The sequence below is a fragment of the Croceivirga sp. JEA036 genome (genome assembly GCF_011882165.1).
Classification (GTDB): domain Bacteria; phylum Bacteroidota; class Bacteroidia; order Flavobacteriales; family Flavobacteriaceae; genus Croceivirga.
Window position 1 is genome coordinate 74029 of the sequence record NZ_JAATON010000006.1, and the last position, 19199, is coordinate 93227.

Here is a 19199-nt window from a genome sequence, read left to right on the forward strand (position 1 = left end):
TACTTTACTGCACTACTTTTACCCAAGTGCCTTTGGTACGTGCGCTAATCGTATTGTCATACATAGCTTCTACTTGCGAGCCGGGTAAATAATATGTGCCCAGATAGGAGGCATTTAGTCTCACCACAAAACTTTTAGAACTCTTGGCTTTTAAACCAAAATAAAAATGCGTTCTATCATCTCTGGTATCTTGGTAATCTACACCTTGAGAATTGTTGTTGTTATCTACAAAGGAAGTATCTACTAGCTCCCAGCCACTCGGCAATAATTGGGTTAGCGCAAGATTATCCATATCATCATTAGTAGTGTTGGTTACACTAATACGGGCTTGGAATTCTGTTCCTTGTCGTAACTGGTCAACAGAAAGGCTACTCCCATCACTATTGATGTAGCTGGTTTTAAGTACTACTTTTTGCTGTTGCTCTAACTCTTGACCCACAGGCAAACGCCCTTGTAAATTTAAAGTGGCATAAACCACATTGTTGCGCTTATTATTTACGGTCACTGTTGCTGTGGTTTTACGAATAGGTAAATCGCGAATGGCAAGGGCTTTGTCACTCTTAACATTGTATTCTTTACCGTTATAAATGTAGCTAAGGTCTATAGCTTTTCCGCCGTTTTTCTTGGCCATTTTAGCCATGGCTAATAAGGCATAGGCTGTTTCCTGCGTACTGTACCATTTATCTGAAGATAAATTTTTAGCCAAACTTAAGGCTAATTCGCGCTGCTTATCACTACCCAATAGTACAAGGGTTTCTAGTGCCATCGCTCTATTTCTAAATACAGAACCGTAGGTATGATAATCTTCCCTTTTAGGAGTTATTTCAATGTTAGCCTTATTTATAAGCTCTTGAGCAATACTTTTTTTGCCAATTAAGGCATAAGCAGCAGCCAAACGCCATTTAGCATTATTACTAAGATTAGACTGCTCTCTTAAGCGGTTCATAGCAGCAAGTTCTGGTTGTTGTGCAAGGGCTAAGGTGTATAAGCGGTAGGCTTGGGTAAGGTCCGTGTTGTAGCTATATCTTGCCCCATTCCATTCTCTGGCTGTTTTAGTCTGATAACGTAGCCAGTTGCTTAAAAAGGTTAACGGTAACTGGTACCCTCTACTCTTAGCTTCTAGCATAAAATGCCCCGCATAGTTAGTGCCCCATTCATCTGCGTAGCTGTTACCAGGCCAATAACTAAGTCCACCATCTGTAGTTTGGAAATCTGACAACTTTTTAATCGCTGCTTTTATATTTTTCTCTGTCGATTTTTGTTGATTGTAATCAATATCTAAAATAGAGGATAAGAATAATTGCGGAAATGCTGCAGAAGTAGTTTGCTCCACACAACCATGAGGATATGCAATTAGGTACGCCAATCTTTTGCTAAAATCCATAGGGGGTAGGGTAGAGAATTCTACCGTAGCATTGTTACTACCGCTAGTACCAAATACGGTAAAATCAAATGATTTTTTTTCATTCGCTTCTAGCGTATGTAAGGTGCTATTTGTGGTAATAGGATTTGGATTACTAATCTGTATTTCCGTTTTGGTAGTCGCTTTTTCTCCAGCTCCACTGGCAGTGACTTCTATGGTCTGGTAAGCTACATTTGGTTTTACTTTAAAATCAAAGTTTACTACCTGGTCACCTATACCTTTAAAGTTGAGGTTTTTAGTAGTATTCCCAAGAGGTTCCAAGGCTTCCGAAGTTTTTATGGTAACCTCAACGTTTTTTACCTTTTTTTCCATGGCAAATACGGTAACGGGAATAGTCACGGTTTCTCCAGGCGTTAGTTTTCTGGGCACAGAGCTTAAAACCATTAATGGCTTGCGTACAGGAACGCTCTTTTCGGTATGGCCATAGGCTCCTTTGGCATTACCAGCAACCACCATAGCGCGTACAGCCCCCACATAGTTGGGCATTTTAATAGTATGCTTGTCTTTACTGCCTGCCTTTAAGGTAAAAGGCCCTAAATAAGTGACTACAGGTTTAAAACGCTGCGCTTTTCTGTTTTTAGCGCCTTCTGCCATACCGCCACCCCCAATAATATTATCCACGCTTATAGAGTAAGCGCCCATCACCGCATCGTAAATGTCAAAGGTTTTTACACCTAGCGCTTTTCTAGCATAAAAATGAGCATGGATATCTGGTGTTTTAAAACGTGTGAGGTCTAACAACCCTTGGTCTACTACGGCAATACTATAGGTCATGGGGTTGTTGTGCGCTTCACTTACCGTGATGGTATAGTTCTCTTCTGGTTTAAGGACTTCTGGTACATCAATTTTTGGTGCTAGTTCTGTAGCAGGATTAGTTACTAGCAAGGGCATCACGCCATAAAGCCGTACGGGCATATCATTGCGTACTTGGCCATGTGGCTGTAATAAAGAGATATTGACATATACATTTGGAGCCATTTCTGGCGTAATTTTTATGCTAGTTTTGGTTTCTTTGTCCTTGGTGCTAATCCACTGTTGTGATAAAACTTCAGAACCATTTTCGATGCTTACAAGCGCTTTGCCCCCTGCGGAAGAAGGAAAACTTATGGTAGCCTCCTCTCCCGTTTCGTAGCTTTCTTTGTCTGATGCAAATAGCAATATTTTAGAGCTTTCTGCATCACCATTATGCGCTCTATTCCACCAGTTGCGATAAAAATAAGCGGTACGCCCAGTAGCATGGCCAGAAGCTTCATCAATAACACGAATTAAGAATCGGCCTCTATCATTCTCAGGGATAGAGAGGCTAAAACTGCCCTTGCCTTGCGCATCGGTAGTAATACTAAGTTCTTTATACGGAATATGCACAGAAGCATTATCATATCTAGAAAGATTATCATTACCACGATTCCACCACCATCGCCATGCAATCTCGTACACCTTTACGGTTAGTTTACGTTGTGCAGCAGCCTTGCCTTGAGCATCTACAGAGATTACGTCAAAAGTGGTCTTTTCATCAGTATAAAAAGAACCATATTGCTTGGGTTCTGGCGATTGTAAACCTACAAAATAACGGTAGGGAGCAAGTGGTTTGGTAAATACATCTAAAGAATAGTCGCCCCCTTGTTCGTAGGCCAGGGTGGTAAATGTAGCCTGTAACATGCCCGGTGCATTTTTATTGACGCTAATTTCTTTTTGTATCGCTAGTAGGCCATTATCATCTACGTAATCTTCTAATAACTGTAGTTCAGTATTGGTAAAACTGCGGACTGGGTCCTTAAAGTTGTACTTTTTGTAGTTAGGGAACGCTGTGTTTGCTACAGAAATTTTTGCATTTATATCCACCTTTAAATTGCGAGCAGGTGCACCATGCAGCCAATTAACTTGTAGGTTGCCCGCCACTAAACGATTTGCCTCTAAAACTTCTTTGTTAAAACCTAAATCTATTTTTAGCCTATTTGGTTTTACGGTTGCAATACGGAGGGTTTTATTAAATGTTGCTCCTCCTACTTTTACCGTTGCCGTCCAGCTGCCAGTAGGTGCATCCTCAGTGGTGGGAATAGGAAAATAATAAAATTGACCTTCTTTACGCGCAAATAAACTATCATTAACCGCCACAATCAGGTCTTTTAAAACGTTCCGTTGCACTAATTTACCTCTTGCATCAGTAACTTCTAAAACTACAGGATGGTCCTGTGGGAGCGGGTTGCTTTTATCATCTAAGGCAAAAGTTAAATGAACTACATCTCCTGGACGATGCACCCCACGTTCTGTGTATAAAAAGCCCTGCAGCCCCTTTTTAAGAGAGGCGCCAGAGACATCAAACTTACTTAAAGAAAGGGCATTACCATCTAATAACTTAGCATAAGCATAGTTGTTTTCTTTTTGTGCTACAGCAAAGGCAATAGTAGCATCACCATCATATACACCTAAACCATTTGTATCTGTAGTGATTTCTGTTAGTTTTTGTTGTTGAAAATTGTAAAGCGAAATCTTGGTGTTCCCTTCAGGTTGTGCGGTTAATAAATTACTTGTAGCAAAATGGTACGACTTATTCGTTCCTTTTTTAACAATCAGCCCTAAATCACTCCCCAATAAATTGATACTTGCCACACGGTCAAAATTGTAGTAAGCCTCATGGCAAGGATTTTCCATTTCTTCCCAATTGTAATGGTAAGAGCGCCATCGGTACAATTGATTATCCCAATATTGCTCTTCAGCATTTTCCGTTGGATTTTCCATCGCTATTTCGTCCAATTCAGTTTCGGTCTCAGAGCCTTCACACGTGTATAGGGCGTGCACTTTTCTAAAACTAAATTCAACCCGGTACATAGCACCAGGGTCTACTTGCATCAACTTAGATAAATCTAATGCATGGGCTTTCCAATAGCTTAGGTCTTTTTGTCCGTCTTTAGTGAGGTCTATAACTTTGTAGGCAACGCGCCTGCCTACCGCTTTAAGTTCATTGTTGTAGTTGTCTGTTAGGTTGTTATATTGCAAATGCTGCAACATGTTGTTCTGAAATATTTGTATAACCCTAACCTCTATAGCTTTTAGATTTACGGTTTCAAAATAAAGGGGGGTTGCCGTGCTGTTGGGCAAAATGGTTCCTTTAGAAAGCAGGCGTACTTGTGGTTTTAATTGCTCAAAGGACACCTTTTGGCCAAAATGGTCTTTTAGCGCAACCCCATAGGCACTTTTTATACCACTAAATACCGTGACCATTACTTCTCCTAAGATTCTGTTAGAGGGGTACACATGGAGCAAATTCCCTTCTACCTCATACCTAAGTTCATCTGCTTCTGAAATTCTAACAAATCCTTTTAAATCTTGATTTTCTTGTAAGGCTTCAGAGAAATTAAGGGTTACGTAGGCATTTGGTGCTGTAGAGGTTTTAACATCTACGATTGTAAAATTATTTTTGCCAGGAACAGGATAGTTTTGGTTTCCTTTTTGGTCCACCCCCACCGCAGCACCATCATAGGTAATAGCCAGTTCACTATCTTCTGTTTTACGTTGAATACTATCTATGGTAAAGTTGTAGTATTTGCTATAAGGTTCCGTATTAGACCATTTAATTTTTACTGATTTACCATCATGCCAGACTTTTAAAATTTCAGAAATTTTTTCTGTAGGCAGTAAATCAGAAGCTTGTAATGTACCTGTTAGGTATTGCCATTCTTTAGAATACGATTGTAAATGGTCTAGGTTGATATTAAAATTAGGTGTTAAGGTCTTAAAAGCGAAGGTGTAGTTTTTATATTTTGCCGGCACATCCTCATACAACTTATCTAAGGCTATGGTTACATTGTATTCCGTATCTGGTTGTAATAACTCTTCTGGTGTGAAAAGCAAAGTGTTACCGTTTTCTATGACGAGTTTGCCTTTAACTTTAGGTCTTATTTTTATATATTCTGCGGGAATTTCTTGGGTTAAATCGTACTGCGAAAGCGGATTGGTAAGTCCTACGGTAATTGGCTCTGCAATACTATGTTGCCCCATGGTGTGGTAGCTAACGTACGCCTTAAAAGCAAATAGGTTGTCTGTAGTTTCTGCTGGGGTATTCTTTTTACAGCTGCTCCAAAATAGAAGGGCTAAAGCAAAAAATGCGTATTTCAATACATTCATGTGGTGGGGTGATTTATTGGTACTTACTACTGCAAGATACAGCAATTAAATGCTATTTATCTCACGGAATACCGTTAAGTGTGTTAAAGCGTATGTAAAGAAAAAGATGAAATACTATAAGTTATTTATATTTTTTTTTGAATCTAAGCTAGACTAAAGTCTATAACCTTTTTACAGTGCGATAATTATTTCAAATGAATATCAAACAAACAAATAATAGAGAAATGCGATGAGGTATACTACCATCAGAATTAAATTAGTGCACCAAAGCCAATCCAATTTAGAAGTTTGTAGTAGTTCTTTCGTCGTCAGCACAAATGTGATGCAGGTAATTAGCATAGCAAGGATAAGCATAGCCATCCCAGCATACAGCAGAAAGTCACCCTTAGACTGCCAGAAATAATAATTCAGTTTAATGAATACTAGCAAAATGCCTAAAATGGATAAAGCTAGTGCGCTAAAGAACAAGAATTTTACTTTCATACCACTTTTTACTCTTCTAAAAGGCCACCATCATAAAATTTCCAACCCTTTTTTTGCATGTTAATTCTGGCATCCTCTGCTGCTTTGGTGTACTTGGTATCCCCCACATAAAAAGAGACATTTCTTTTTAGTTCTTGATTTTGCCAGGACAGTAACAAGGCGTCATAATGTTTGGTAGATAGGTTAGCATCTTTAAATATCTCGTTCATATTGGTGACATTAGTAACGTTCCATTTGCTAATATCTTGGTTAAATGAAGAAGCATACTCAAACATAGAATCCATTGATGTTATGTTAGAGGTATCCCACTGGCTGATATCTTGGTTAAAAGCCGTAGCTTGAGAAAACATATATATGGTTCTTTCCACCTTAGAAACATCCCAATTGTTTAAGGGTTGGTTAAATGCTTTGGCACCGCTGAACATGCCCGCCATATCCACGGCAGCAGAAACATCCCAAGTATTAATATTTTGGTTAAACGCTTCTGCATCTTCAAACATCATATTAAAATGTCTAATAATAGAAACATCCCATTGGTCTAAGGGTTGGTTAAAAGCGGTAGCGCCATGGAACATTTGTGACATATGGATGACGTTAGAAGTGTCCCAATCATTAATATTTTGATTAAACGATACTGCCTCCTTGAACATGGCATCCATATTGGTCACCTTAGAGGTGTCCCAATTGCCAATAGGCTGGTTAAAGGATTTTGCTTCAAAAAAAGCATCCTCCATAGTTTCTATATTACCAGTATTCCATTTGGCTAAGGGTTGATTAAAAGATTCTGCAAATGAAAACATCATTTTTAAACTTTTAAATTTAGAGATGTCCCATTTTTCTAAGGGTTGGTTAAAGGATTTAGCATAGTAAAACGTTCTTTCTATAGTTTCTAGGTTAGAGATGTCCCAATCTTCCACCGTTTGGTTAAATGCCTCTGCACCATGAAAAACTTTGTTTAAACTTGTAATTTTAGAAATATCCCAATCGTTTATAGGTTGGTTAAAAGAGGTTGCATTGTAAAATATGCCTTCTATGGTAGTAACATTAGAGGTATCCCAATTGCCTATAGGTTGGTTAAATTGTTCGGCGTAGTAGAACATTTCTTCCATATCGGTCACCTTTGAGGTGTCCCAATTGCCAATGGGTTGGTTAAACCGCTCGGCATGCTTAAACATGCCAGACATAGTAGTTACCATGCTTGTGTCCCACTCCCCAATAGGTTGATTAAATTTTTGCGTGTAGCCGAACATGTCTTTCATAGTGGTTACCCTAGCGGTATCCCATGTTCCAATGGGTTGATCAAAATTTTCGGTTTTATAAAACATCAAGTGCATTGATTTAGCATTGGCCGTATTCCAATTACCTATTGGTTGATTAAATGCCTTTGCATAGCTAAACATGCCAGCAAAACTCCTAGCATTAGCAGTTTTCCAGTTACCGATAGGTTGGTTAAATGTTTCAGCACCACTAAACATGTAAGAGAAAAAGATGACGTTTGCCGTATTCCAACTACCAATGGGCTGGTTAAAAGATATGGCGCCATCGAACATACGTTCCATATTCTCTACCAATGTGGTATCCCAATTGGCAATTTCCTGATTAAAATCAGTAGCCCCGTTAAACATACCTCTCATGTTTTTTACCTTAGCCGTGTTCCAATTACCTATCGGTTGGTTAAATGCTTCGGCATTTTCAAACATACGGTCCATGTTTTCTACATTAGCGGTATTCCATAAGGTAATGTCTTCGTTAAAGTTGGTGGCTTCGGAAAAGAGAAGCTTCATGTAGCGCACGTTAGCCGTATCCCAATTTTTAAAATTGCCTTCTAAATTGGTGCATTCAGCAAACATGGAATTCATAAAAATTACTTGGGAGAGGTCTGGGACATCTGTAGCATCTATGCTTAGATTGGGACAAGCGGAAAATGAATCTGCCATAGATTTCCATTTTTGGTCTCCCCATTGTTTTACACTCATTAAACGATCTTCTCCAGAAAGTTTACCCATATAAATACTGGGGAACTTTCCTGTGATGGTAATCGTATAATAGCCATCATCTTCATAATCATGCGTAATATCTCCTTTTACGTGTTTGTCTACTGTGCCATCTCCCCAATCAATAGTATAATCATAGGTTAATATTCTATCTCTAGTGGGTATGGTGACAGAGTCTTCATAATCTAAATACCACTCTGTTATAAAACCTGGTGTAATACTATCTTGAGCCGTAGGCAATGAGTCTGGCGTATGTTGCAGGCTGTCTATAACCTTTTCTTTAGCAGCCTTAGCAGGGGTATTCTCTGTACTGGGAATAGGTTTTTTGGGGTCTGTTTTGCAAGAGCATAGCAATACACTTATTAAAAGTGCAAGGGCAAATCTGTATGTCATCTAAAGGTTGGTTTGGTTGCTGTTATTTTTTATACAACTATCGTTTTTGTATAACTATAATACCTAACAGTTTATGAGGTGATTTATTATGCGGTTGATATTAAAAAAAGATATTATTAAAATAAGCAGATGATACAGGTTGATGCCGCATTCCAACTAGTTGTTTTGAGTTGATTTTTTGGTTGCCACGCAGAAAATGAAATAAAGCAAGCGATTGTTAAAGAGAAAGCCCCTCTGAAAGGCTTAAAATCTTTTTAAAGCCGAAATAGGTCATTTCGTTATCGCGTAATTTTCTATTTGGTGGTCTTTAAAAATGCACAAACCTTTTGGTTAAGCCCGAAACTCATAGTGTTTATAGGTTTTGTTGTATGTAGGTTTATTTCACGCGTTGCTTTACGAAATCTATAGCTCTATTAAATTTTTCCGTACCAATTTCTTTTTCTCCGATAACTAATATATTCCCGTCTTTTTGATTTACAATCATCAATAAGTTTGATTTTACAACTTTATAACCTTCAAAATCAGACCAGTTTATTGTTGATGAACTCAAATCATCGGTATAGATTAAGTTGTCAGGTAAAAATTCAAAAGTCCCAGTTTTAAGTTCATCTGCTTTTTCCTCCATATTCGTTTTCATAATGTTCATAAAAGAAATTTTTGTCCGCTTATAATGGTTGTTTTTTCGATATGAATCATATAAAACTATCATACTTATTATTATCAGGATAACACCCGAATCTTCATTTTTAATAAGTAAAATAGAACCTGCAATTAATAGCAAAAGTCCAAGAATAAGAGAAATATTTACTTTTTTAATCAAATGAGAATAAATGTATGGAACAAGTAATTCGACTTGATTTAAATAGGTTTTCGCATTAAAAGGTATTTCGAGTTTCAAACTAGAAACATGTTTTTTAAAATTATTTACAACGGTTCGGCTATGATTTCGTTGTGGAATTTCACGCAGTGAACATCCCGCCCGAAATCAAACCTTGGCTTGAAGTTAAGGATTTCCGATTAAGGAAATCCGCCACAATGAATTATAGCCAGCTTAAGTTTGATTTTTTTTAAATTGATGTAATAATTAAGAAAGAACAAAAGAGAGGAATAAGGTCAATATAGCCATAGGAACTATCGATTCCGTCAACATTGATGACCCCCTCTCTTTTCCACTAAGAATTCGTTCAGTTCTGTGAGACCTAGATCTCGTTTTCAAGTTGTTGAATAAGTAGTGGTATGTCCTTTCCCAAAACATTTTCTTATGGATAAATATAAAGAAATTCATGGAGTAGATATCAGTAAAGATGTATTTGATGTTATGGACACTAACGGTAAACATCATCAATACGACAATAGCCTAAAAGGTTTTAAGTTATATCTAAAGTCAATAAACACAGAAACCTTGGTGGTAATGGAAGCTACTGGCTATTACCATTACTTATTAGCACAGTTTTTATATGACCAAGGCATCCATGTTTCGGTAGTAAACCCATTGTCGGTCAAACGTTTTGTTCAAATGAAATTAAGCAAAATTAAGACAGATAAGAGCGACGCCAGAGCCATATGTGACTATGCACAAATGAATCAAGTACCTCTATATAATGGCAAAGGAGCTGAACAATCAGAGAGTCTCCAACTATTGGCATTAATGGACATCTACTTGAAACAGCGCACACAATTAAAGAATAAGTTGCACGGCGAAAAAGTACTGGGTATACCATCCAAGACAGTCTATAACTCTTTAAAAAAATCATTGGCCGAATTGGACAAGCAACTCTCCAGTTTACAGGAAAGATTGATGTCTCTGGTAAAAAAGAGCCAACAGCAACAGTTGAGCAACTTAAAGAGCATACCTGGTCTAGGCGATAAAACGGCTGCCCTTTTGATTGTACTTACCGAAGGATTTACCAAGTTTGAAACTGCGGCCCAACTATGCAATTATGCTGGTATCACACCTACAATAAGGCGTTCGGGTAGTAGTGTTAGGGGTAGGAGCAGAATAAGTAAGGTTGGAAATAGAAAACTTAGAAATCTTTTGTTTTTATGCGCTTTTTCAGCTTGTAAGTACAACAAACAATGCAAAGCAATCTATGAACGCATAGTAGCTAAGGGAAAAAGCAAAAAACTTGCTTTGATAGCGGTATGCAACAAGCTTTTGAAACAGGCTTTTGCTATTGCAAAATCCGGAATACCTTACGATGAGAAATATGTGTCGAAATTGAACTAAAAGAACTTGTTTTTTAACTCAGTTCTTTGTTGTAAGTTGTTTTTTAACCCACAGAAGACAATATATAGTCTCCATTTTGTCCAGCTTCAATTAGGATTTTTTTTAATTTTTCAATTCCTTGAAGAATGTCGGTTTTATTAAAAGCCAAGTCTTCTTTTTCTTCGTCATGCCAGCACCATGGATAGACTTTATTTTTGTTCATTTCTTTTGAATTGTATAAAAGAATAAAATCTTGGTCATTTAGTTCCGTAAGTAGTTTACCCAATGTTTTTGTTTTCTCTGGATTTAAAAATGGAATAGAGGAATCATTGTCAAATTCTTCAAGATATTTTTCCCATTCGTCTGGGTCGTCAGGATTTGGTTCCGTAGTTCCATCAAAAAGTGATTCTGATGGATAAAATATTTCTTCAATTAGTCCAACCTCATTAGGTTTAGCCCATTTGACTAAAAGATATTTAAGTCCTTCGTGATTTTTTTCGAATTCGGCGAAATCTACTATGAATGGTTCAATGCTATCAACTTCAGATAAGCTCCTTAATTCCTCAAATCTTTTTTTGTCTACTCTATAAAGTGTGGCTCTTTGACCCATTTTTATTCAAAATAACTTACAACAATTGGGCTATGATTTCGTTGCGACGATTTCCGGCAGGAAATTGTCGGTTAGAAATCGGGCCCTTTTAATGTTAATAGGCTTAAATTTAGCGAAAATGCAGCAATGAATTATAGCCGGTGTTGTGCTTTCGTGTTTTATTTTTCATTAATCATTAAGTGAATCTTGTGTGCGACTTCAAGACTTTTTTCTTTGTTCACGTCAATATCAAAGGCCTGCTCCAAAACGGTCTTTATTATTTTTGATATTTGTTCCACCGAATTTTTTTTATTGATGTGGAAGAGGATGTCGGTCGCCTCGATTTCATAATTTTCCAAATCGCTTATTTGATTTGCCATGTCACCAAGTGGATTCCATTCGCTTAGAATATCCTTTAGTCTCTCAATATGTTTTTTGTTCATCTTTTGTTAGATACGAATTGTGACCTTGTCCTTCCGTTGTTTTTCAGTCCATTTTCTCGGCAATATTTGTAAAGTTCGGCTAAATCCACTTCAACTTCATTGACTTTTAGTCCATTTGACGTGAGTTCTTTCTTTGTTCTAAGATAGGATTTGTTCCATTCCTTCCAAGTGTCGAACATACTCTCCCTATCATCAATCATCCTCAAGAATTTTCCCCAGTCCTTTTTTCTGTAAAATGCAAGATTTACTTCCATTTCTAATTTTTTTCAACATGAAGCACAACAATACAATATCCGTCATGCCACAGATATCTCTTTGGTATAAAACTACCCATTAAATAGCATATTTTAAAGATAATTTAAACACTTTCTTAACTGTTAGATCTCAACTGTTAATGCCTTGGCAAGAAAATGGACCAAATTCTTTTTTAAAGGCGTAAAATAGGCTTTTGTATTCCAGTTTATCCACAACCCAAAGAATAAGGGAAAAAAAGGTCTTTCAAGAAAAGTGCTTTTGCTGTGTTACCAGCCTCCAGAAGCACCACCGCCCCCAAAGCCGCCACCACCGAAGCCACCGCCAAAGCCGCCACCACCAAAGCTGCCGCCACCACCAAAACCACCAGAAGAACCACCGCCGCGGCCCATATTGCTTAGGATAATCATGTCCCAAATGTCTAATCCACGGCCACCTCTACCACCACGATTATTTCTATCGTTACGGTTGCCTTTATTCCGGCTAATGATGATAAATAGGATGATTATAAAAATGATAAAAGGAATAGCGTCTTTAAAAAAAGGTTGCTTTTTAGTAAACGTTCTATCTTCTGTAAACTGGCCATTCAGAACTTGAAAAATAGCATCTACCCCCCTATGTAGCCCACCATAGTAGTTGTTGTTTTTAAACTGGGGTATCATTACTTGTTCTATGATGCGGCGGCTCATAAAATCCGTCAGGTATTCTTCTACGCCATAACCAGTATTGATGGCTATTTTTCTATCATTTCTTGCTAAAAGTATTAGAATGCCATTATCTTCTTCGGCTTGGCCAATTCCCCATTTTTGACCCCATTGTGCGCCTAAATAATTTATATTCTCCCCTTCGGTAGAATTTATAATGGCTATTACTATTTGGGTAGAAGTGCTATCCGAGTAGCGAATTAGTTTTTGCTCTAGCTGACTTTTTTGAGTTGTAGAGAGTAGATTAACATAGTCGTAAACACTGGTTTCTACCTTAGGTTTTTCTGGGATGTTAAATTGTCCCCAACAAAAGTGTAAGCTAAAAATGCTTAGCGTAACGCCTAAAAGAAATTTTATACCCAGTGTTTTAGCCATGCTATCTATCCTTTAGAGATGGTATCGCTCAACTCATTAACGTCGCCGTGATGCCAAGGAAAATGGGCTTCTAATTCTTCGCCAGCTTTTAAAATGCCTGCAACAATACCATCCTTAAACGCTCCTTTTTTAAAGTGCTGAGAAATGACTTCTTTGGTAGATTCCCAAAAACCTTTGGGCACCGCTTGGTCAATACCACGGTCACCATAAATTACAAAGCGTTTGTCTTGTACGGCAACATATAGTAACACGCCATTTTCGTCTTTAGTGTTGTCCATTTTTAAAAAATGAAAGACTTGTTGGGCTCTACTAAAATGGTCTAGCTGGGTTGTAGCTTCTATATGTACACGGATTTCTCCAGAGGTGTTTTTTTCAGCTTTAATAATCGCCGCTACAATCTCTTGTTCTTCTTCTGCAGTTAAAAAGGCTTCTACCTTAGTGTTCATTAGTCAAAATTAAAATCAACATCAGGGGCTTTTTCCGCTCCGGCTTCTGCTTTAAAGTAGGCCAATTCATCAAAACCAAACCAATTTGCAAAAATAGAATTAGGGAAGGTTTTAATATGGGTGTTGTATGGTCTAACCGCTTCATTAAAACGGTCTCTAGCGACATTAATACGGTTTTCCGTCCCTTCTAATTGCGATTGTAATTCTAAGAAATTCTGGTTAGCCTTTAAATCAGGATAACGTTCCACGGTTACCAACAATCTAGAAAGGGCAGAACTTAAACCTCCTTGTGCTTGGTTAAAAGCTTGTAATTGTTCTGGAGTAATGTTGGTAGGGTCTATGGTGGTTGCTGTTGCTTTAGCACGTGCTTCTACCACATCTTTAAGGGTACCCCTTTCAAAGTCTGCAGCGCCTTGTACGGTTTTCACTAAATTGCCAATAAGGTCATTACGTCTTTGGTAAGAACTTTCTACTTTTCCCCAGGCTTCTGTAGTAGTTTCTTTTAGTTTAACTGCGTTATTATTAAAGCCTACGGCCCAAGAATACAGTGCAATGCCAATGACCACTAATACGCCAACAAGAATTAATCCTTTTTTCATTTTCTAGTGTTTATAATAGTTATAGTTGTTCTTTAATCTTAATTAATTCGGCTTTCACCTTTTGGAGTTTTTCAATCACTTCAAATCGGGAAAGCGTTTTGTGCTTTTCTTCTTTTAAATGAATTTTTGCGCCTTCTAAAGTAAATCCACGCTCTTTAACCAAGTGGAAAATCAATTTAAGATTTTTAATATCCTCAGGAGTAAATTTTCTATTGCCCTTTGCATTTTTTTTAGGTTGAAGGATGTCGAATTCTTTTTCCCAAAAACGAATCAATGAGGTGTTAACACCAAAAGCTTCGGCTACTTCTCCTATACCGTAATAACGTTTTTCTGGTAGGTCTATATGCATTAGTCGAGCGATTGGTTCTCTTGATTAGCAAATTTCAACATGCTTTCAAATTCTTCTGGAGATAAACTTCCGTAGTAAAAGTTAATAGGATTTATGCGTTCGCCATCTTTCCAAACTTCATAATGTAAATGGGGCGCTTCTGAACGTCCGGTATTGCCAACAAAGCCTATTAAATCACCACGTTTAACCTTTTGGCCAGGAGTAACGTTGTATTTGCTTAAGTGGGCGTACAAGCTTAAATAGCCGTGACCGTGGTTTATGCGTATGTGTTTACCGTAACCAGAAGAGTTGTTATCTGCACGGGTAACCTTACCATCACCACTAGCAAAAATGGGTGTTCCTCTTGGGGCGGTAAAATCCATTCCCCAGTGTTTTTTACGTGTTTTTAAAAAAGGGTCTGTACGCCACCCAAAACCAGATGCCATGCGAGTTAAGTCTTCATTACGCACAGGCTGTATGGCAGGTATGGCTGCTAGCAGCTTCTCTTTTTCCTCTGCAAGCAAGGCAATTTCATCTAAAGATTTAGATTGAATCACCATTTGCTTTTGGATGATGTCTAACCTTCTAGTGGTATTAATAATAATTTCAGAATTGTTGAAGCCTTCCAAAGATTTATAGCGGTTTACCCCACCAAAGCCTGCTTTGCGCTGCTCTTCTGGTATGGGGTTGGCTTCAAAATAAAGGCGATAGATATTATTGTCCCGGTCTTCTATATTGGTAAGAACCTGCTCCATTTGCTCCATTTTTTTATTCAAAATTTCATATTGGAGCTCGTAGTTCTGCACTTCTCTTTCTAAGGAAAGTTCCTTGGGAGTGTTTACCAAATTTGTGTTTAAAAGCAAGGTAAGTCCCAGAAAACCAAAGAGGGTAGAAGCCGCTAAAAACAAAAAAATATTCCTATAGCGTTTAGATTTTTTAGGTTCTATTTTTCTATAAGAAAGGGTATCTGGATCGTAATAGTACTTTACTTTAGACATGAAGGTAATTTATCCTATTTTTGGGCTTTCAATTTATGGTAACAAACAAATATAAAAATTGTTTTGTTTGTTGAGTTAAAAATAATTTAAAGTAGCACTCTCCATATGACATCCCAAAAGGTTAGAGAACAGTTTTTAAACTTTTTTAAGAGTAAGGAACATAAGATAGTTCCGTCTGCCCCAATGGTTATGAAAAATGACCCAACCTTGCTGTTTACCAATGCGGGGATGAACCAGTTTAAAGAGTACTTTCTAGGCAATACCAAACCCACATTTAAACGTGCATCGGACACCCAAAAATGTTTGCGCGTTAGTGGTAAGCATAACGATTTGGAAGAGGTGGGTAAGGATACCTACCACCACACCATGTTCGAGATGTTGGGGAACTGGAGCTTTGGCGATTATTTTAAAAAAGAAGCCATTGCATGGGCTTGGGAGTTGTTGACCGAAGTCTATAAAATCGATAAAGACTGTTTGTATGTTACCGTGTTTGAAGGGAGTGAAGATGCAGACCAGTTAGCCATGGATAAGGAAGCGTACGATTTCTGGAAAGCTATTGTGCCAGAAGAACGCATCTTGATGGGTAACAAAAAAGATAACTTTTGGGAAATGGGTGATCAAGGACCTTGTGGACCTTGTTCAGAAATCCATGTAGATATCCGCTCTGCAGAAGAAAAAGCCAAAATACCAGGTGCGGAATTGGTAAATATGGACCATCCACAAGTGGTGGAAATTTGGAATTTGGTATTTATTCAATACAACAGAAAAGCAAACGGCCAACTGGAGAATTTACCAGAAAAGCATATAGATACCGGAATGGGCTTTGAGCGTTTGTGTATGGTTTTACAGGGCGTACAAAGTAATTACGATACCGATGTGTTTACCCCTTTAATTCGCGAAATTGAAGCCATAACCGAAAGCAAATACGGTAAAAATGAGGAAACCGACATTGCTATCCGTGTAATTGCGGATCACGTAAGAGCGGTAGCCTTTGCTATTGCAGATGGGCAATTACCCAGCAATACTGGAGCTGGATATGTTATCCGTAGAATTTTAAGAAGAGCAATCCGCTACGGATTTACGTTTTTAGATACCAAAGAGCCGTTTATTTATCGTTTGGTGAATACGCTAGCCTCACAAATGGGTGCGGCATTTCCAGAGTTGAAGAACCAGCAGCAACTGATAGAGAACGTGATTAAAGAAGAAGAAAACTCGTTCTTAGCTACCTTAGAACAAGGATTGGTATTGTTAGATTCGGTGATGAAATCTGCCAAGGATAAAAAAGTGGATGGCGATAAGGCGTTTGAACTATATGATACCTTTGGTTTTCCTATAGATTTAACAGCCTTGATTTTAGAAGAAAAAGGTTTTGCTCTAGATACAGAAGGATTTGAGCAGGCGTTGCAAGCACAAAAGGCACGTTCTAGAGCCGCTTCTGAAATAAGTAAAGGCGATTGGACGGTATTGGAGCAAGATACTGAACAAGAATTTATTGGGTACGATGCCTTAGAAGCACAGGTTAAGGTGGTAAAATACCGTAAGGTTACCACTAAGAAGGAAGGAGACCGTTACCAATTGGTTTTTAACCTAACGCCCTTCTACGCTGAAGGTGGTGGTCAAGTAGGGGATAAAGGCTATTTAGAAGCAGCTAATGGCGATGTAACCTATATTTTAGATACTAAAAAAGAGAATAACGAAATTGTACATTTTGCGGAAAACTTGCCAACAGATTTAGCGGGCACGTTCAAAGCAGTGGTAGATAAAAAACAACGTCAACGCACGGCTAGTAACCATACGGCAACACACTTGCTACATCAAGCGTTACGAGAAATTTTAGGAACCCATGTAGAGCAGAAAGGTTCTGCGGTTCATTCCAAGCATTTACGTTTTGATTTTAGTCATTTTGCTAAAGTTACTCCAGAGGAATTAGAAGCGGTAGAGCAATTTGTAAACGCCCGTATTGCAGGGCAGATTCCCTTAGAAGAAAATAGAAACGTTCCTGTAAAACAAGCGTTAGAAGCAGGGGCAATGGCTTTGTTTGGAGAAAAGTATGGCGATACCGTACGTACCATTAAATTTGGAAATTCTATTGAATTGTGTGGCGGTACGCACGTGCAAAATACCAGTGAAATATGGCACTTTAAAATAACCTCAGAAGGCGCAGTGGCCGCAGGTATCCGAAGAATAGAGGCGATTACCTCTGATGCCGTAAAAGCGTTTTACCAAGAGAACGATGCTACTTTATCCGATATTAAAGGTCTATTAAATAAAGCCAAAGACCCTGTAAAAGCGGTGGCAGATTTGCAAGACGAAAATGCCCAATTGCGCAAACAAGTAGAGCAATTGCTTAAAGAGAAAGCAAAAGGGTTAAAGTCAGAATTGTTGAATGAAGTTGCCAATGTAAACGGGGTAGATTTCTTAGCCAAACAAGTAGATTTGGATGCTGCGGGTATCAAAGATTTGTTGTTTGAGATGGGAGCCAATAAAGACAATTTATTTGTGCTGTTGGCTGCGGATAAAGACGGCAAAGCATTGTTGAGTTGCTATATCTCTAAAGAGCTGGCCAAAGCCAAAGAATTAAATGCGGGCCAAATAGTAAGAGAGCTGGGTAAATACATTCAAGGCGGTGGCGGTGGCCAACCCTTCTTTGCAACAGCAGGAGGTAAAAATCCAGCCGGTATACCAGAAGCACTGGACAAGGTTAAGGAATACCTGAATTAAACAGCAATGAAAAAAGTCCTTGCAGGAATCATAGTCGCTTTGGCAGTGGTGTTCATTTACAATAGTTATAGGAATACCCAAAAGGAGCGCTCCATCCTAAAGGAAAATTCCATGCTCATTGAGCAGCAAATTGCTCAGGTTTCTAAGTTGATAGTAACCGAAGGTCATTTTGCGGAAGTTTATAATTATAAGGATAGCAAGGAATTATTTGGACCATTGGTAACCGCAGAAAAAAAAGCGTTGGTGGTGGTTAATGCTGATGTAGAGGTGGTATTTGACCTTAAACAAGTTTCATTTACAGTAGATGAGGAAGCTAAAACGGTGCAGATAACCCACATTCCAGAGCCAGAAATAAAATTGCATCCAGACTTTGAGTACTATGATGTTACTCAGGATTATTTAAATCCATTTGCAGCAGCCGATTACAATAATATAAAGAAAAACGTAAAGGCTTCACTTTTAAAAAAAGTTGAAGCCTCTACTTTATATACCAATGCCAATAACCGATTGGTAAGTGAATTGTCTAAATTGTTGGTGCTAACCAATTCTATGGGTTGGACGCTTGTTTATCAAGACCAAACCGTTACAGGGCTAACCGACCTAGAACAACAGTTGAAGGATTAGTCAAAATTTTATTACCTCTAGGAGATTTCTCACCTTTCATTCTTCGAGGGTTCGAAATGACGTGTAGAGGTTTTTTAAGTTTGGTTGATGTCATTTCGAAATGAGGAGCGCAACGACGATTGAGAAATCTAATTCAGCGTGTGTGGTTTTATATAGATTTCTCACCTTTCATTCTTCAAGGATTCGAAATGACGTATCAACGCATTTTAAGTGTTGTTTTTGTCATTTCGAAATGAGGAGCGCAGTGACGATTGAGAAATCTAATTCAGCGTGTGTGGTTTTATATAGATTTCTCACCTTTCATTCTTCAAGGGTTCGAAATGTGACGTATTGAAGCATTTTAAGTGTTGTTTTTGTCATTTCGAAATGAGGAGCGCAGTGGCGATTGAGAAATCTAATTCAGCGTTTGTTGTTTTATATAGATTTCTCACCTTTCATTCTTCAAGGATTCGAAATGACGTATTGAAGCATTTTAAGTTTGGTTCATGTCATTTCG

13 protein-coding genes are annotated in these 19199 nt (G+C 38.1%); 3 read left to right on the forward strand and 10 right to left on the reverse strand.

The annotated features are described in order from the left end of the window. Positions 1 to 4: 4 nt before the first annotated feature. The 3 genes from HCO57_RS14590 to HCO57_RS14600 all read right to left on the reverse strand — a co-directional run bounded on the left by HCO57_RS14590 (position 5) and on the right by HCO57_RS14600 (position 9316). The gene (locus HCO57_RS14590; protein WP_167989635.1) at positions 5 to 5548 is read right to left on the reverse strand and encodes an alpha-2-macroglobulin family protein; all 5544 of its coding nucleotides are present in this window, start codon (positions 5546 to 5548) and stop codon (positions 5 to 7) included. Between the two features lie 491 nt (positions 5549 to 6039). After that, entirely contained in the window at positions 6040 to 8418 is a 2379-nt protein-coding gene (locus HCO57_RS14595; RefSeq protein ID WP_167989636.1) for a BspA family leucine-rich repeat surface protein, read from the reverse strand. Positions 8419 to 8794: 376 nt separating this feature from the next. After that, the gene (locus HCO57_RS14600; protein WP_167989637.1) at positions 8795 to 9316 is read right to left on the reverse strand and encodes a hypothetical protein; all 522 of its coding nucleotides are present in this window, start codon (positions 9314 to 9316) and stop codon (positions 8795 to 8797) included. A gap of 363 nt (positions 9317 to 9679) precedes the next feature. On the opposite strand from HCO57_RS14600, the gene HCO57_RS14605 reads away from it, so the two are divergent. Next, entirely contained in the window at positions 9680 to 10645 is a 966-nt protein-coding gene (locus HCO57_RS14605) for an IS110 family transposase (RefSeq protein ID WP_167989638.1), read from the forward strand. Positions 10646 to 10688: 43 nt separating this feature from the next. On the opposite strand, the gene HCO57_RS14610 is transcribed toward HCO57_RS14605, so the two are convergent. The 7 genes from HCO57_RS14610 to HCO57_RS14640 form a co-directional block, all read right to left on the reverse strand. Further along, a complete protein-coding gene (locus HCO57_RS14610) occupies positions 10689 to 11234 on the reverse strand; it encodes a DUF1877 family protein (protein WP_167989639.1) in 546 nt (181 codons plus the stop codon). Positions 11235 to 11392: 158 nt separating this feature from the next. Further along, positions 11393 to 11656, reverse strand: coding sequence for a DUF1871 family protein (locus HCO57_RS14615; protein WP_167989640.1), 264 nt, complete (start codon positions 11654 to 11656; stop codon positions 11393 to 11395). Between the two features lie 521 nt (positions 11657 to 12177). Beyond that, positions 12178 to 12987 (reverse strand): TPM domain-containing protein, encoded by an 810-nt coding sequence (locus HCO57_RS14620; protein ID WP_167989641.1) that lies wholly within the window; start codon positions 12985 to 12987, stop codon positions 12178 to 12180. A gap of 5 nt (positions 12988 to 12992) precedes the next feature. Beyond that, entirely contained in the window at positions 12993 to 13433 is a 441-nt protein-coding gene (locus HCO57_RS14625; RefSeq protein ID WP_167989642.1) for a TPM domain-containing protein, read from the reverse strand. Further along, positions 13433 to 14032: a LemA family protein gene (locus HCO57_RS14630; RefSeq protein WP_167989643.1), complete on the reverse strand. Its 600-nt coding sequence runs from the start codon at positions 14030 to 14032 to the stop codon at positions 13433 to 13435. The genes HCO57_RS14625 and HCO57_RS14630 overlap by 1 nt, the downstream gene beginning before the upstream one ends. 19 nt (positions 14033 to 14051) lie before the next feature. After that, the gene (locus tag HCO57_RS14635; RefSeq protein ID WP_167989644.1) at positions 14052 to 14381 is read right to left on the reverse strand and encodes a MerR family transcriptional regulator; all 330 of its coding nucleotides are present in this window, start codon (positions 14379 to 14381) and stop codon (positions 14052 to 14054) included. Beyond that, the gene (locus HCO57_RS14640) at positions 14381 to 15358 is read right to left on the reverse strand and encodes a M23 family metallopeptidase (protein ID WP_167989645.1); all 978 of its coding nucleotides are present in this window, start codon (positions 15356 to 15358) and stop codon (positions 14381 to 14383) included. The genes HCO57_RS14635 and HCO57_RS14640 overlap by 1 nt, the downstream gene beginning before the upstream one ends. A 105-nt stretch (positions 15359 to 15463) precedes the next feature. Between HCO57_RS14640 and alaS the strand changes: the two genes are divergently transcribed. Continuing rightward, the gene (gene alaS / locus HCO57_RS14645; protein ID WP_167989646.1) at positions 15464 to 18079 is read left to right on the forward strand and encodes an alanine--tRNA ligase; all 2616 of its coding nucleotides are present in this window, start codon (positions 15464 to 15466) and stop codon (positions 18077 to 18079) included. Between the two features lie 6 nt (positions 18080 to 18085). Next, complete coding sequence (locus HCO57_RS14650) at positions 18086 to 18703, forward strand: DUF4230 domain-containing protein (protein ID WP_167989647.1); 618 nt, start codon at positions 18086 to 18088, stop codon at positions 18701 to 18703. Positions 18704 to 19199 lie beyond the last annotated feature (496 nt).

Bases quoted from the DNA above. Each gene is read 5' to 3' on its own strand.
- HCO57_RS14605 (WP_167989638.1), top strand. From the start codon at position 9,680: ATGGATAAATATAAAGAAATTCATGGAGTAGATATCAGTAAAGATGTA.
- HCO57_RS14590 (WP_167989635.1), bottom strand. From the start codon at position 5,548: ATGAATGTATTGAAATACGCATTTTTTGCTTTAGCCCTTCTATTTTGG.
- HCO57_RS14615 (WP_167989640.1), bottom strand. From the start codon at position 11,656: ATGAACAAAAAACATATTGAGAGACTAAAGGATATTCTAAGCGAATGG.
- HCO57_RS14635 (WP_167989644.1), bottom strand. From the start codon at position 14,381: ATGCATATAGACCTACCAGAAAAACGTTATTACGGTATAGGAGAAGTA.
- HCO57_RS14630 (WP_167989643.1), bottom strand. From the start codon at position 14,032: ATGAAAAAAGGATTAATTCTTGTTGGCGTATTAGTGGTCATTGGCATT.
- HCO57_RS14625 (WP_167989642.1), bottom strand. From the start codon at position 13,433: ATGAACACTAAGGTAGAAGCCTTTTTAACTGCAGAAGAAGAACAAGAG.
- HCO57_RS14595 (WP_167989636.1), bottom strand. From the start codon at position 8,418: ATGACATACAGATTTGCCCTTGCACTTTTAATAAGTGTATTGCTATGC.
- HCO57_RS14620 (WP_167989641.1), bottom strand. From the start codon at position 12,987: ATGGCTAAAACACTGGGTATAAAATTTCTTTTAGGCGTTACGCTAAGC.
- HCO57_RS14610 (WP_167989639.1), bottom strand. From the start codon at position 11,234: ATGGGTCAAAGAGCCACACTTTATAGAGTAGACAAAAAAAGATTTGAG.
- HCO57_RS14640 (WP_167989645.1), bottom strand. From the start codon at position 15,358: ATGTCTAAAGTAAAGTACTATTACGATCCAGATACCCTTTCTTATAGA.
- HCO57_RS14650 (WP_167989647.1), top strand. From the start codon at position 18,086: ATGAAAAAAGTCCTTGCAGGAATCATAGTCGCTTTGGCAGTGGTGTTC.
- alaS (WP_167989646.1), top strand. From the start codon at position 15,464: ATGACATCCCAAAAGGTTAGAGAACAGTTTTTAAACTTTTTTAAGAGT.